This window comes from Citrobacter sp. Cpo065, assembly GCF_030332805.1.
GTDB lineage: Bacteria > Pseudomonadota > Gammaproteobacteria > Enterobacterales > Enterobacteriaceae > Citrobacter > Citrobacter portucalensis.
The window spans coordinates 156,112-170,212 of record NZ_JAOWHC010000035.1; the positions used below are offsets into that span (position 1 = coordinate 156,112).

The 14,101-nt window shown below is 51.4% G+C and carries 13 protein-coding genes, 6 tRNA genes and 1 pseudogene; 8 read left to right on the plus strand and 12 right to left on the minus strand.

Annotated features, from left to right (window positions below):
• Positions 1 to 193 (plus strand): annotated as a pseudogene (locus OGY68_RS21290) (hypothetical protein); the annotation flags it as partial.
• A 32-nt stretch (positions 194 to 225) separates the two neighbouring features.
• Here OGY68_RS21290 and OGY68_RS21295 read toward each other — a convergent pair.
• The 4 genes from OGY68_RS21295 to OGY68_RS21310 all read right to left on the minus strand — a co-directional run bounded on the left by OGY68_RS21295 (position 226) and on the right by OGY68_RS21310 (position 626).
• Positions 226 to 301 (minus strand) — tRNA-Lys (locus tag OGY68_RS21295).
• Positions 302 to 305: 4 nt separating this feature from the next.
• Positions 306 to 381 (minus strand) — tRNA-Val (locus OGY68_RS21300).
• A gap of 47 nt (positions 382 to 428) precedes the next feature.
• Positions 429 to 504, minus strand: a tRNA-Val gene (locus OGY68_RS21305).
• Between the two features lie 46 nt (positions 505 to 550).
• Positions 551 to 626: transfer RNA gene (locus tag OGY68_RS21310), tRNA-Val, on the minus strand.
• Positions 627 to 884: 258 nt separating this feature from the next.
• On the opposite strand from OGY68_RS21310, the gene gltX reads away from it, so the two are divergent.
• On the plus strand, positions 885 to 2,300 hold the full coding sequence (gene gltX, locus OGY68_RS21315; RefSeq protein WP_008785393.1) for a glutamate--tRNA ligase: 1,416 nt from the start codon (positions 885 to 887) through the stop codon (positions 2,298 to 2,300).
• Between the two features lie 56 nt (positions 2,301 to 2,356).
• Here gltX and OGY68_RS21320 read toward each other — a convergent pair whose 3' ends face one another.
• Together OGY68_RS21320 and OGY68_RS21325 are read right to left on the minus strand one after the other, a co-directional pair.
• Positions 2,357 to 2,749, minus strand: a complete 393-nt coding sequence (locus OGY68_RS21320; protein ID WP_003834896.1) for a MerR family transcriptional regulator — start codon at positions 2,747 to 2,749, stop codon at positions 2,357 to 2,359.
• Position 2,750: 1 nt separating this feature from the next.
• Entirely contained in the window at positions 2,751 to 3,113 is a 363-nt protein-coding gene (locus tag OGY68_RS21325; RefSeq protein ID WP_003028277.1) for a YfeC-like transcriptional regulator, read from the minus strand.
• 221 nt (positions 3,114 to 3,334) lie between these two features.
• On the opposite strand from OGY68_RS21325, the gene OGY68_RS21330 reads away from it, so the two are divergent.
• A tRNA-Ala gene (locus tag OGY68_RS21330) sits at positions 3,335 to 3,410 on the plus strand.
• A gap of 42 nt (positions 3,411 to 3,452) precedes the next feature.
• A tRNA-Ala gene (locus OGY68_RS21335) sits at positions 3,453 to 3,528 on the plus strand.
• 150 nt (positions 3,529 to 3,678) lie between these two features.
• Here the strand turns inward: OGY68_RS21335 and nupC are convergent.
• A complete protein-coding gene (nupC, locus tag OGY68_RS21340) occupies positions 3,679 to 4,881 on the minus strand; it encodes a nucleoside permease NupC (RefSeq protein WP_003834893.1) in 1,203 nt (400 codons plus the stop codon).
• A 273-nt stretch (positions 4,882 to 5,154) separates the two neighbouring features.
• Between nupC and OGY68_RS22995 the strand changes: the two genes are divergently transcribed.
• Both OGY68_RS22995 and OGY68_RS21345 read left to right on the plus strand, forming a co-directional pair.
• Positions 5,155 to 5,229 carry a hypothetical protein gene (locus OGY68_RS22995; protein ID WP_418219455.1) on the plus strand — a complete coding sequence of 25 codons (75 nt, stop codon included), beginning with the start codon at positions 5,155 to 5,157 and terminating at the stop codon, positions 5,227 to 5,229.
• A complete protein-coding gene (locus tag OGY68_RS21345; RefSeq protein ID WP_008785392.1) occupies positions 5,226 to 6,464 on the plus strand; it encodes an Nramp family divalent metal transporter in 1,239 nt (412 codons plus the stop codon). The genes OGY68_RS22995 and OGY68_RS21345 overlap by 4 nt, the downstream gene beginning before the upstream one ends.
• Positions 6,465 to 6,496: 32 nt before the next feature.
• On the opposite strand, the gene ypeC is transcribed toward OGY68_RS21345, so the two are convergent.
• Both ypeC and mgrA read right to left on the minus strand, forming a co-directional pair.
• Positions 6,497 to 6,823 (minus strand): DUF2502 domain-containing protein YpeC, encoded by a 327-nt coding sequence (ypeC, locus tag OGY68_RS21350; RefSeq protein ID WP_003834889.1) that lies wholly within the window; start codon positions 6,821 to 6,823, stop codon positions 6,497 to 6,499.
• A gap of 137 nt (positions 6,824 to 6,960) precedes the next feature.
• Positions 6,961 to 7,950 carry an L-glyceraldehyde 3-phosphate reductase gene (gene mgrA, locus OGY68_RS21355; protein WP_057066912.1) on the minus strand — a complete coding sequence of 330 codons (990 nt, stop codon included), beginning with the start codon at positions 7,948 to 7,950 and terminating at the stop codon, positions 6,961 to 6,963.
• A 182-nt stretch (positions 7,951 to 8,132) separates the two neighbouring features.
• Between mgrA and OGY68_RS21360 the strand changes: the two genes are divergently transcribed.
• Positions 8,133 to 9,785 (plus strand): alpha-keto acid decarboxylase family protein, encoded by a 1,653-nt coding sequence (locus OGY68_RS21360; protein ID WP_057066910.1) that lies wholly within the window; start codon positions 8,133 to 8,135, stop codon positions 9,783 to 9,785.
• Here OGY68_RS21360 and OGY68_RS21365 read toward each other — a convergent pair whose 3' ends face one another.
• The gene (locus tag OGY68_RS21365) at positions 9,786 to 11,021 is read right to left on the minus strand and encodes an ion channel protein (protein WP_008785389.1); all 1,236 of its coding nucleotides are present in this window, start codon (positions 11,019 to 11,021) and stop codon (positions 9,786 to 9,788) included.
• A 204-nt stretch (positions 11,022 to 11,225) separates the two neighbouring features.
• Here OGY68_RS21365 and glk point away from each other — a divergent pair, with 204 nt between their 5' ends.
• On the plus strand, positions 11,226 to 12,191 hold the full coding sequence (glk, locus tag OGY68_RS21370; protein ID WP_003028256.1) for a glucokinase: 966 nt from the start codon (positions 11,226 to 11,228) through the stop codon (positions 12,189 to 12,191).
• Between the two features lie 2 nt (positions 12,192 to 12,193).
• Here glk and OGY68_RS21375 read toward each other — a convergent pair whose 3' ends face one another.
• Positions 12,194 to 13,240 carry a hypothetical protein gene (locus OGY68_RS21375; protein ID WP_057066908.1) on the minus strand — a complete coding sequence of 349 codons (1,047 nt, stop codon included), beginning with the start codon at positions 13,238 to 13,240 and terminating at the stop codon, positions 12,194 to 12,196.
• Between the two features lie 121 nt (positions 13,241 to 13,361).
• Positions 13,362 to 14,096, minus strand: coding sequence for a LytR/AlgR family response regulator transcription factor (locus OGY68_RS21380; RefSeq protein ID WP_057066904.1), 735 nt, complete (start codon positions 14,094 to 14,096; stop codon positions 13,362 to 13,364).
• Between the last annotated feature and the right edge of the window lie 5 nt (positions 14,097 to 14,101).

Consider the following 14,101-nt stretch of genomic DNA (forward strand, 5'->3'; position numbering starts at 1 on the left):
TTATCCGGCCTACGCGTGCGGTATTGTCTGTGCCGGATGGCGACTGACGTCTTATCCGGCCTACGTGTGTAGTGTTGTCTATGCCGGATGGCGGCTGACGTCTTATCCAGCCTACGTGTGCGGTATTGTCTGTAGGCCTGATAAGCGTAGCGCATCAGGCGATGCAGGTTCGAATCTTATAAATCGCAGATAGCAAAAAGGCGCCTTTAGGGCGCCTTTTTACATTGGTGGGTCGTGCAGGATTCGAACCTGCGACCAATTGATTAAAAGTCAACTGCTCTACCAACTGAGCTAACGACCCGAAGTGGTGGGTGATGACGGGATCGAACCGCCGACCCCCTCCTTGTAAGGGAGGTGCTCTCCCAGCTGAGCTAATCACCCACTTCGGTACTTCAATTTTATTGTAAGAAATCCAGCTGGCGAGAAAGTGGTGGGTGATGACGGGATCGAACCGCCGACCCCCTCCTTGTAAGGGAGGTGCTCTCCCAGCTGAGCTAATCACCCACTTCTCAATTTCTTACTCTACACGGCGGAGACTACATAAAGTAGTTGGTGGGTGATGACGGGTTCGAACCGCCGACCCCCTCCTTGTAAGGGAGGTGCTCTCCCAGCTGAGCTAATCACCCCCGCTGTGTGGAGTCGCATTATAGGGAGAGTTGAAAATGAGTCAACGCATTTTCTAAAGAATTTGTTCGTTCGTCGTAAATTTAAACAAAACGATCGCAAATCAATCCATGCAGCATGATTTGTATACGAAAATGGCAAAGCGTGATGTTCCAACCTGAACAACATTGAGGAATCAGGCCACAGTGATAGAATACGAGCCTGATAATCTTCCCAGGATTTGCCGGTTGTCGGCATCTTTATAAACGTAAGGCCATTTCATGAAAATCAAAACTCGCTTCGCGCCAAGCCCGACAGGTTACCTGCATGTCGGTGGTGCGCGTACTGCTCTATATTCCTGGCTTTTTGCACGTAACCATGACGGTGAGTTTGTGCTGCGTATTGAAGACACCGATCTTGAACGCTCCACTCCGGAAGCTATTGAAGCCATTATGGATGGCATGAACTGGCTGAATCTGGAATGGGATGAAGGCCCGTACTTCCAGACCAAACGTTTTGATCGCTACAACGCCGTGATTGATGAGATGCTGGAAGCCGGTACCGCGTATAAATGCTACTGCTCCAAAGAGCGTCTGGACGCACTGCGCGAAGAGCAGATGGCAAACGGTGAGAAGCCACGTTACGACGGTCGCTGCCGCCACGGCCATGAACATCATGCTGCTGATGAACCCTGCGTGGTGCGTTTTGCCAACCCGCAGGATGGATCCGTTATTTTTGACGACCAGATCCGTGGGCCGATCGAATTCAGCAACCAGGAGCTGGACGATCTGATCATCCGCCGTACTGACGGTTCCCCGACCTACAACTTCTGTGTTGTTGTCGACGACTGGGATATGGAAATCACCCACGTTATTCGTGGTGAGGACCATATCAACAACACTCCGCGTCAGATTAACATCCTGAAAGCGCTGAATGCGCCGGTGCCGGTTTATGCACACGTGTCGATGATCAACGGCGACGACGGTAAAAAACTCTCTAAACGTCACGGTGCGGTCAGCGTTATGCAGTATCGCGACGACGGTTACCTGCCGGAAGCGCTGCTGAACTATCTGGTGCGTCTGGGCTGGTCCAGCGGCGATCAGGAAATCTTCACCCGTGAAGAGATGATCAAACTGTTCTCCCTTGGTGCGGTGAGCAAGTCTGCCAGTGCGTTCAACACCGAAAAACTGCAGTGGCTGAACCATCACTACATTAATTCGCTGGCACCTGAATATGTGGCAACGCATCTGCAATGGCACATTGAGCAGGAAAATATCGATACTCGCGTCGGCCCGCAGCTGTCTGAGCTGGTTAAACTGCTGGGTGAGCGCTGCAAAACGCTGAAAGAGATGGCGCAGAGCTGCCGCTACTTCTACGAAGACTTTGCTGAGTTCGACGCGGATGCAGCTAAGAAACACCTGCGTCCGGTAGCGCGTCAGCCGCTGGAAGTGGTTCGCGATAAGCTGGCTGCTATCAGCGAGTGGACGGCAGAAAACGTGCACCACGCGATTCAGGCAACCGCTGATGAGCTGGAAGTGGGTATGGGTAAAGTTGGGATGCCGCTGCGCGTAGCCGTAACCGGCGCGGGTCAGTCTCCGGCGTTAGACGTAACGGTGCATGCGATTGGTAAATCACGCAGCATTGAGCGTATTAATAAAGCGCTGGCGTTTATTGCTGAGCGTGAAAGCCAGCAGTAAGACCGGTTGAGCGATGAAACAACGGCAGGAGCGCATCCTGCCGTTTTTTTTGCCTGTTATTCAGACTCATCAATACCCAGACGGGTAAGGAAAGTGCGAATACCTTCGCGCGAAATATACATTGCCAGCTTTTCTTGTTCCGTTGGGGACATGTTGTCCAGTGCGCTAATTATCTGGCGACAGGCGTGGCTACGCACCACGTGGGTATATTCTGCCAGCGGTTCCTCAGCCTGATAAATTTCAGGGACTTTGCGAAAAGCCGGAATATTGAGCAGAAACGTACGGACGCTGGAGTCGATATGGATCAGCCTTGCACGACCCCCTTTAACGCCGGGAAACTTTTCGGTGGTCCAGTTTTGTTCCCTGATCCAACGATTGACGGTTTGTTTGGCAACCCCGAGACATTCCGCTAGTTCTTCGGTCGTCATTTTGCTGCGTAATTTTTTCATATTATTTGTTGTCGCGGATCCCTAAGCGTTGTAACAAACCCGTAATGCCTTCACGCAGGATCAGTGACGTAAACATTTTTTGTTCTGACGGAGTCATCTCTTTGGCGAGCCTAATCAGTAGAGCTTCGATAGAGGTATCGCCGGATAACGATAAATTATCTGATAAACCTTCGGCTGAACGCTCAGCACTGCGAATGTATTCACGAACTTGTTCGGTGACGTGAACCAGACGCGCTTTACCGCCCTGTACGCCTGGTTTTGGTGATGTAGCCCAACCCTCCTTGCGCACCCATTTATTGATGGTCTGTCGGCTGTATCCGGTCAGATTAGCAAGTTCTTCTGGCGTCATCCGTTCCTTGAACATAACGATTCCCTGAATAGTCGTGGGGTTAATTAGTGGCTCATTTTATAGCACCATTTTAGTAGAAACCGTGACGCGTTTAACTACTGAATGCGAGTTGTTACGCAATGTTCTTCATTTGACTGCTTTTTCAGCGATTGAATTCTATGAGTTAATTTTGCCGTTGACACACGCGAAGGGAATTCATATGATGCCGCCCGTCAACTCGACAAGCTTTACGTAATGGGGCTATAGCTCAGCTGGGAGAGCGCTTGCATGGCATGCAAGAGGTCAGCGGTTCGATCCCGCTTAGCTCCACCAAATTTAATCCCAATAAATTTGGTACGTACGTAATAGCATCGTGGGGCTATAGCTCAGCTGGGAGAGCGCTTGCATGGCATGCAAGAGGTCAGCGGTTCGATCCCGCTTAGCTCCACCAAAATTTAAACCCTCGCTGAAAAGCGGGGGTTTTTTGTTTCTGTTTCCTACCTGTTCTTACCCTGTATCTCTTCGGTTTGCTGAATAGCAGGCATAAAAAAACCGGGGAGAAGAATCTCCCCGGTCTTATCAATACGATGTTGTCTTACGCTTACAGCACCAGTGCGGCGATAGATGCAGACAGTACGCTCACCAGCGTAGAGCCGTACACCAGCTTCAGACCAAAGCGGGAAACCACGTTACCTTGCTCTTCGTTCAGACCTTTAATCGCACCGGCGATAATACCGATGGAAGAGAAGTTAGCGAAGGAGACTAGGAACACGGACAGGATACCTTCTGCACGCGGAGAGAGCGTGGCGGCAATTTTCTGTAGATCCATCATCGCAACGAATTCGTTGGAAACCAGTTTGGTTGCCATGATACTGCCCACCTGCAGCGCTTCGCTGGACGGCACACCCATTACCCATGCAACCGGGTAGAAGATGTAGCCCAGGATGCCCTGGAAGGAGATGCTGTAACCAAACCAGCCGGTCACGGTGGCGAACAGGGCGTTCAGGGCTGCAATCAGCGCGATGAAACCAATCAGCATCGCCGCAACGATAATTGCCACTTTGAAACCTGCCAGGATGTATTCACCCAGCATTTCGAAGAAGCTCTGGCCTTCGTGCAGGTTAGACATCTGAATGTTTTCTTCGCTGGCATCAACGGTGTACGGGTTGATCAGCGACAGCACGATAAAGGTGCTGAACATGTTCAGAACCAGCGCTGCAACCACGTACTTCGGCTCCAGCATGGTCATGTACGCGCCGACGATAGACATGGAAACGGTCGACATCGCCGTTGCAGCCATGGTGTACATACGGTTGCGAGACATTTTGCCGAGAATATCTTTATAGGCGATAAAGTTCTCGGACTGACCCAGGATCAGGGAGCTGACGGCGTTGAAGGATTCCAGCTTGCCCATACCGTTCACTTTGGATAACAGGAAACCAATCGCGCGGATGATAACCGGCAGAACGCGGATATGCTGCAAAATACCGATAAGAGCGGAAATGAAGACGATTGGGCACAGCACTTTCAGGAAGAAGAATGCCAGGCCTTTGTCGTTCATGCTGCCGAAGACAAAGTTTGTCCCTTCATTAGCGAATCCGAGGAGTTTTTCAAACATCTCGGAGAAGCCTCTCACGAAGCCCAGACCGACATCAGAGTTCAGGAAGAACCATGCCAGTAACACTTCAATAACAAGCAATTGAATAACATAACGAATGCGGATTTTTTTACGGTCACTGCTTACCAGCAGTGCGAGTACCGCAACCACGGCAAGGGCCAGGACGAAATGAAGAACGCGGTCCATATTTGCTCCAAATATGAGGCAGGTTTAGTTTTCGTGCACATTCTATGTAACAACCATAAAGAAAACGAGATCAAACACACACTATAATAAGGACCTGTGACGAGATTCAAAATTAGTGATCGGTGATACACTTCTGTTATGTTTAGTATGGAAGTGAAAAGTTATGTCATTGTGCTAATCTCATAACAATAATTAAACATCTCACCGGTATTTCCAGAATCCTTATCGATCCATAGACAAACGCTATCAGAGAAATCAACTTCACCCATTAAAATGAATTTGATAATCATTCTCAATAGGCGTAGCTTGAAACATAGCAAAGGCTATGTTTCTGAGGCACTAAAATGACTAACGATCGCGTTGAGAGTAGCAGTGGACGGGCAGCGCGCAAGTTGAAGCTCGCATTAATGGGACCTGCGTTCATCGCGGCGATCGGCTACATCGATCCGGGCAACTTCGCCACCAACATCCAGGCAGGGGCCAGCTTTGGCTATAAACTGTTGTGGGTGGTGGTCTGGGCAAATCTGATGGCGATGCTGATTCAGGTGCTGTCGGCAAAGCTGGGTATTGCCACGGGTAAAAACCTGGCTGAGCAAATTCGCGATCACTATCCTCGTCCGGTGGTGTGGTTCTACTGGGTGCAGGCCGAAATTATCGCCATGGCGACAGACCTTGCTGAATTCATTGGTGCCGCGATTGGTTTCAAATTGATCCTCGGCGTGTCGTTATTGCAGGGGGCCGTGCTCACCGGTATCGCGACTTTTTTGATTCTGATGTTGCAGCGCCGTGGGCAAAAACCGCTGGAAAAAGTGATTGGCGGCTTGCTGCTGTTTGTGGCTGCGGCTTACATTGTGGAACTGATCTTTTCCCAGCCGAACTTCGCGCAACTTAGCAAGGGAATGGTTATCCCGAGCCTGCCTAATTCCGAAGCGGTGTTCCTGGCGGCTGGCGTGCTCGGCGCGACTATCATGCCACACGTCATTTATCTGCACTCTTCCTTAACTCAGCATCTGCACGGCGGAACACGTCAACAGCGCTATGCGGCCACGAAATGGGATGTGGCAATCGCCATGACGATTGCTGGATTTGTCAATCTTGCGATGATGGCGACGGCTGCCGCTGCATTTCACTTTAGCGGGCATACCGGTATTGCCGATCTCGATCAAGCGTATCTGACACTTGAACCGCTGTTGAGTCACGCTGCGGCGACGGTATTCGGTTTAAGCCTGGTGGCTGCGGGACTTTCTTCTACCGTGGTCGGTACGTTGGCCGGGCAGGTGGTGATGCAAGGGTTTATCCGCTTTCACATTCCGCTTTGGGTACGCCGTACCGTCACCATGATGCCATCATTTATTGTGATTTTGATGGGATTGGATCCGACGCGTATTCTGGTGATGAGCCAGGTATTGCTCAGTTTTGGTATTGCACTGGCGCTGGTGCCGCTACTGATCTTTACCAGTGACGGTAAGCTGATGGGCGATTTGGTGAATACCCGTTGGGTAAAACAGGTAGGCTGGGTGATTGTTGTACTGGTGGTGGCGCTTAATATCTGGCTGTTGGTAGGAACCGCACTCGGTTTGTAAAAACAAAAGGGCCCGTTGGCCCTTTTGTTACATTAATGATGATGTTTGTGGCCACGCCCGCGACCGCGGTGGTCGTCACGATCGTTCCAGCCTTCACGATAACCACGCTCATAAGCTTTGCGTTTGTCCCAGCCACGATGGTAGCCGTTGTCATGACGCCACCAGCGATTTTTGCGCCACTCATAGTTATGGTGCCAGTAATCCCGGTCGCGCCAGCGGCCGCCATCCCAGTAGTTACCGTAGTTATCGCGATCGCCAATTTGTAATTTTATTGATGGCAGCAGGGTGATTTCGCCAGCGTTCGCGGCCAGCGGTGTAAAAGCCAATAAGACTGCCGCCAGAATCAGTGACCTGAACATGTTTTCTCTCCTTCACGATCGAGCCGTAGCCGGCCTGTTAACGTAATATTACGGGGCAGTAAAGCCCCGTTTCATCGCCTTAACTCTTAAATCGCAAGTGAGAGCACTTTTTGTTAATAAATGTGTCTTTATTTCAATCAACTCAGGATAGCATCAATCTCCGCGCACTCTTCAGACGTAAAGTGACGGTTTGCCAGCATACCGACAGCGTCTTCAATCTGCGCCGTTTTACTCGCGCCAATCAGCACGGACGTGACTTTGTCATCCCGTAACACCCATGCCAGCGCCATTTGGGAAAGCTTTTGCCCGCGTTGTTCTGCCAGCACATTCAGCGCCCGCACTTTTTCCAGCTTTTGTGGAGTGATCTGGTCCGGATTCAGAAAGCGACTGGTGCTTGCCGCACGAGAATCCGCAGGAATGCCGTTCAGATAGCGGTCGGTTAACTGTCCGCCAGCCAGCGGTGAGAAGGCGATACTGCCGACACCTTTTTCCTGTAATAGTGACAGCAAGCCACCTTCGACCCAACGTTCAAACATGGAATATTTGGGCTGGTGAATAAGGCATGGCGTACCTAAATCGTCGAGTATTTCAATCGCCTGCCTGGCAAGATCTGCCGGATAGTTAGACAACCCGACGTACAGCGCTTTGCCCTGACGGACGATGTGATCCAGCGCGCGCATGGTTTCTCTGAGCGGTGTTTCTGGGTCGGGGCGATGGTGGTAGAAGATATCGACATACTCCAGCCCCAGACGCTTCAGGCTTTGATCGAGACTGGCAATCAGATATTTGCGTGAACCCCAGTCACCGTAGGGGCCTTCCCACATGGTGTAGCCCGCTTTTGTGGAGATAATAAGCTCATCTTGCCACGGTAAAAAATCTTCCTGCAGGATCCGACCAAAATTCCGTTCTGCCGAACCCGGTGGTGGACCATAGTTATTTGCCAGATCAAAATGGTTGATCCCCAGATCGAATGCGCGCTGTAACAATGCGCGACTGTTCTCGACCTGTGTGGTATCGCCAAAATTGTGCCACAAACCCAGAGAGACAATCGGGAGCTTAAGGCCGCTCTGACCGCAGCGGCGGTACTCCATTGTCTGATAACGATTTTCATCTGCGTGATAAACCATGTCACCCCCCTTCCACAATGCGTGTGCCTTTCAGTGTATACGGTTACACCGTCGATTCTTCAATGAATTTTTACCGCCAAAACTGTAAATCCTGCTTTCCACCCCTTCACAGCGACTTTCCTGGACAGTCATCACAGTTCTTCGATACTCAACATGAGGTTACCGTCAGAAGGATAGCTGTCATGCAAACCCCGTATTCCGTTGCTGATTATCTGCTGGACAGGCTGGCAGGCTGTGGCGTCGGCCATCTCTTTGGTGTGCCGGGCGATTATAATTTGCAGTTTCTTGACCGCGTGATTGAACATCCCAACGTATGTTGGGTCGGGTGTGCGAATGAATTGAATGCGGCTTATGCGGCAGATGGCTATGCCCGGGTATCCGGGGTTGGGGCGCTGCTCACCACGTTTGGTGTGGGGGAGTTAAGCGCAATTAACGGTATCGCGGGTAGCTTCGCGGAATATGTTCCTGTTTTGCATATTGTCGGCGCACCCTGTCGCGGCGCGCAGCGTCGCGGAGAGTTGATGCATCACACTTTGGGTGACGGTGACTTTCAGCATTTTTACCGCATGCAGCAGGCGGTAACGACGGCCAGCGCGATACTGGATGAACAAAATGCCTGCTATGAGATTGACCGTGTGTTGCGAATGATGCTCAGCGAGCGCAGGCCGGGCTATCTGATGCTACCTGCTGATGTGGCTAAACAGCCTGCTACGCCACCGAATGATATTATGATTGTTCCTCTGAGCGAGCCGGAAAGCAGCGTGATAGAGGCGTTTCGCTACCATGCCCGTGAACGATTGCTGGACAGCCCACGCGTAGCGTTGCTGGCCGACTTCCTCGCGCTGCGTTTTGGTCTGCAGCCGGTTTTACAGCGCTGGATGGCAGAAACGCCGATGGCTCATGCCACGTTGTTGATGGGCAAAGGACTGTTTGATGAGCGTCACCCGGCGTTTGTTGGCACGTACAGCGCTGGAGCCAGCAGCGATTATGTACGTCAGGCGATAGAAGATGCCGATACGATAATGTGTGTCGGCACACAATTTGTCGACACCCTGACTGCTGGGTTTACACAACAGCTACCGCTGGATCGCACCATTGACGTTCAGCCCCATGCGTCACGAATTGGATCCCACTGGTTTAACATCCCGATGGAGCAGGCGGTCACCACATTACGTGAGCTGTGCCTGGAAATGTCGTTTTCTCTTCCGCCAGAACGTCCGCCAATTAGGCGTGTTCAGGTTGAGAAGGGCCCACTGACGCAGGAAAACTTCTGGCACACGGTACAGCAGTTTCTGAAGCCTGATGACATTATCCTCGTCGATCAGGGAACCGCCGCCTTTGGCGCGGCTGCGCTCTCACTACCTTGCGGGGCGGAAGTACTGGTTCAACCGTTGTGGGGATCTATCGGCTACGCGCTCCCGGCTGCATTCGGCGCGCAAACGGCCTGTCCGGACCGTCGGGTGATCCTGATTATTGGCGATGGCGCGGCGCAGCTCACCATTCAGGAGCTGGGCTCCATGCTCAGAGACGGGCAATCGCCGGTTATTTTACTGCTCAACAATGACGGTTATACAGTGGAGCGGGCCATACACGGGGCAAATCAGCGCTATAACGACATCGCTGCTTGGAGCTGGACGTCGGTGCCGCAGGCGTTTAGTCGTGAATGTCAGGCCGAATGTTGGCGGGTGAAGCAGGCGGTACAGCTGGAAGAGGTGCTGGCCCGGTTGTCCCATCCGCAACGACTGTCGTTAATTGAGGTGGTGCTACCGAAAGCCGATCTTCCTGAATTATTGCGCACGGTGACCCGTGCGCTCGAATCTCGCAACGGCGGATAGCTATTTATCAGGGCGCTCAGCGACCATCATCGGTTTACCTGCCAGCAGCAGCCAGGCGGGCAGCATGACGATGCACAGCAGTGGCAGCAGGGTGGAATCTGGCACCACCACTGCTGCCATAAACAGGCTCAGCCAGGCGTCACGGGTGACGACCAGCACCAGCCCGAGAATAGAGCAAGAAACCGTGATGGCAGCCGGCACCGCTTCAACATGGGCGTGCAGCATCAGGCCAAGCGCGACGCCAACGAATACCGCCGGGAAGATTCGTCCGCCGCGAAAACCACTCGCCGCTGCAACCACTAATGCCGTTAGTTTGATCACGGCGAGCATGAAATAATCTGATGTCCCCAGCGTTTGGCTAAACGCCATTTGCTGCATTTCGTCCAGTCCCTTAAACAAGGTAAGCGGCCCGCCGATAACACCCAAAATGCCAAGGATAAAACCGCCTGCCCCGAGGATCAGCACCGGGTGTTTTAATCGATGCATTAAATGGTGCAAACGCGGCAGACACCAGACGGCAACCATCCCAGCGGCAATGGCGATGGCAGCAACAACCGCGCCGCTGAGGATATCGATCAAGTGCATCTGCGTGTAGTGCGCGATGGGCAGTGAAAAATGGGGGTGAAAAAACAGGCTGGTGGTTAGCGAACCTGCGGCGGCGGCCATTAACGGTGCAAACAGGCGATCCCACAAGGGCACATCGTTTGAGCTATTCAGCGTTTGCGAAAATATCAGCGCGGCGGCAACGGGGGTACCAAATAGTGCGCCGATGGTGCCGGCAGAGGCGAGAATGGTCCAGTCCAGCTTCGCAATGCGCGGAAACATGCGGCTACCAAGTGCCACTGCCAGTGCGATATTCACGGTCATGATAGGGTGTTCCGGACCCAGACTGACGCCACCCGCGAGGCCGAGGATTAGTGCTGCCAGCAGGCCCGGTATTGCTGACGTTGGCACCGGCATACCAATTAACGGTTCACAGGCCGGATCCGGGCCTGCGTGGCCATGGCTGTAACGGATTACTAACCCGACCATGATCCCCGTGAGTGTCAGCATACCGATAATCCAGACCGGAGAGTCCTGGGCTATACCGATGCTAACAGGCAGACGTTCCCACAAAAACTGCTGTAAAACGGAAGCCACTTTCATCACAACGATCAACACCAGGCTGGACGCTATGCCAATGATTAGCGCTGGGGTTGATAGCAAGAGCATCGTTCTGGCTCGCGGATGGAGCATTTTCTATTCCTTAAAACAGAGTCATAGACATAGTTTGCACAGCCTGCCTGACGACATCGCTGCAAATGGTGCTGAAACGATAAAGTAATTGTGTGATCTGGATCGATTTTCCACGGGCATCAGCCTTCAGACCGTTGTTGTTATGTCCCCATGAATTTACAGTGTGGCAAAGATTTATTCTGACTTTAGCGGAGCAGTGGAAGAATGACAAAATATGCTTTAGTAGGGGATGTTGGCGGCACCAACGCGCGTCTTGCTCTGTGCGATATTGCCAGTGGCGAGATTTCGCAGGCAAAAACCTATTCCGGGTTGGATTATCCAAGTCTGGAGGCGGTGGTGCGCGTGTACCTGGATGAGCATAGCGTTAGCGTTGAAGATGGTTGTATTGCCATTGCCTGTCCGATCACCGGCGACTGGGTGGCAATGACCAACCATACCTGGGCGTTCTCTATTGCTGAGATGAAAAAAAACCTGGGCTTCAGCCATCTGGAAATCATCAATGATTTCACCGCTGTGTCGATGGCGATCCCGATGCTGAAAAAAGAGCATTTAATCCAGTTTGGTGGCGCGGAACCTGTTGAAGGTAAACCTATTGCGGTATATGGCGCAGGAACCGGGCTTGGCGTGGCGCATCTGGTCCACGTGGATAAACGCTGGGTAAGTCTCCCTGGTGAAGGCGGCCACGTGGATTTTGCGCCTAACAGCGAGGAAGAGGGAATTATCCTTGAGGTTCTGCGCGCGGAAATAGGTCACGTGTCCGCAGAACGCGTGCTGTCTGGTCCGGGACTGGTGAATCTGTATCGCGCGATCGTCAAATCTGACGGACGCCTGCCGGAAAATCTGCAGCCGAAGGATATCACCGCACGGGCGCTGGAAGATTCCTGCATTGACTGTCGTCGTGCGCTGTCGCTGTTCTGCGTCATCATGGGACGTTTTGGTGGCGATCTGGCGTTAACGCTGGGCACATTTGGCGGTGTGTACATCGCCGGCGGTATTGTGCCGCGCTTCCTCGACTTCTTTAAAGCGTCGGGCTTCCGCGGTGGTTTTGAAGATAAAGGCCGTTTTAAAGCCTACGTGCAGGATATTCCGGTGTATCTGATCGTGCACGATAATCCTGGACTACTTGGCGCTGGTGCGCATTTACGTCAGACGCTGGGCCATATTTTGTAAGGTCAGGGCCGGATGGCGCTCAGCGCTTCTCCGGCCTTGTCGTTCTGGCTGTTCATATTTTTTAAAATTATCTTGATCATCTGTTGTTCAAATAAATCGGCATGCAGGTATCTTGTGTTTTTATATTTTTTATCGGTATCCAGATAGGGTTGATGCAAACAACATTCTGGCGGCGTGCATGAGATCAGGGTGTTAATAAGGTCAATTGGTTTAGGGTATTCTATAAATAGCGGGCCATGGCGATAGTTATGTTTATTTTGCCATTCCGCCAGATCGTCCATAAAACACTCTGCGGTTGGTTTCGGCATCGCGCTGGCTTTATCTTTGCCCAACACAATATAAGCCAGGTTGTATAACCCGTGCGCGTATGGCCAGAACATTTTATGGAGCTTAGTGAGCCCTGGTTCTCTCAATGCAGACACGCTTTTACAATATAAATCGAGTTGCGTACCTGCTTCTGTCACATCCTCATCCAGGAGCGCCATCAGATAGCTGAGGATGAACATATCGCTTACCGTTTGCTTCGTGGTCAGTACCTTTTGCGCTCTTTTTCTGGCATCCACTGCAAAGTCTGCATGTTTGTACCACAGCGCCATCATTAAATTCGTCATGGCCAGGTTAACAGGGTGACCGTTATCACTCATACCCAATTTTTCAGGCAATAAGAGCGGTACTCGGTCAAATAAACCCGCGGCAAGAATCTCTAGTGTCGTCCATACATTAATACTGTGATCGCAGCCTGAGTCCACACCCTGCGTCACATGTTTAATCATCGCAGACTGTCGCAGGGATAAGTGCAGAGATTCCATATCATTTGACTGTATCGCGGTTTTATATCCTAATAACTCCGGGCTGCGCTTCATGCGCAGCATAAAAAGCCATGAACTCAGCTGTTGTTGCAGTGAATAATCCAGATGGCATTGTTCATGAATATCCAGGCACTCAGCTAAATAATCGTCCGTACTTATCCATATCAGGGCATTTTTTTCCGCTTCTTTTGCGTATTCGCGTAGATATGTACGTTGATATTTTTCGCTCAGCTTTGCCATGACATCACCTGTAAAAAATAGAGTGACGACCAATATACTACAAACTTAGTTCCGCTATCCTGTTCGTCGCGGAAACGACTGAAAGCGCGCTGTACTCTCCATTCGTCACGCTTTTTCAGCACTATAAATGCATTAATTGTCTGAATTCTTTCACTTTGCTCCGACTAACCGGGATTTCAAATTCCAGATCCTTTAAACGCAGAATATAAGTGTTGTTAAACCAGGGTTCGATCTCGCGGATTTTATTCAGATTTACGCAGAACGAGCGGTGGCAGCGGAAGAAATGCGAAGCCGGCAGTTTGCTGCAGAATTCACTGATGTTCATCGGCATGACGTATGATTCTCGTCGCGTATAGACGAACGTCATCTTTTCATGCGCTTCAGCGTAGTAGATGTCGTTGATTGGGGTCACGATGATCCGCTCATCCTTGATCAGGTTGATCGTATCGTTTTCGCGGGCCACCGGACTTACAGGAGACGTTCCCGTTTGCTGTTGCTGCCAGGCGGCTTCCAGCTTTTGCAGCATACTGACAATGCGTGATTCCTGGTACGGCTTCAGAATGTAGTCAAAAGCTTCCAGTTCGAAGGCTTCAACGGCATGCTCTTTCCATGCGGTAATAAACACAATAAAGGGTTTATGCGCGAACTGGCTGATATTTTGTGCCAGCAATACGCCGTCCAGCGAGGGAATATTAATATCCAGAAAAATGGCGTCAACGCGGTTGTGCTGGAGATATTTCAGCACGTCCAGACCATCGTCAAACGTGCTGACAATCTCCATCTGGCTGTGCTCTTTTATCAGCCAGCTCAGTTCCTGTTGGGCCAGGAATTCATCTTCAACAATGATGACTTTCACGACTT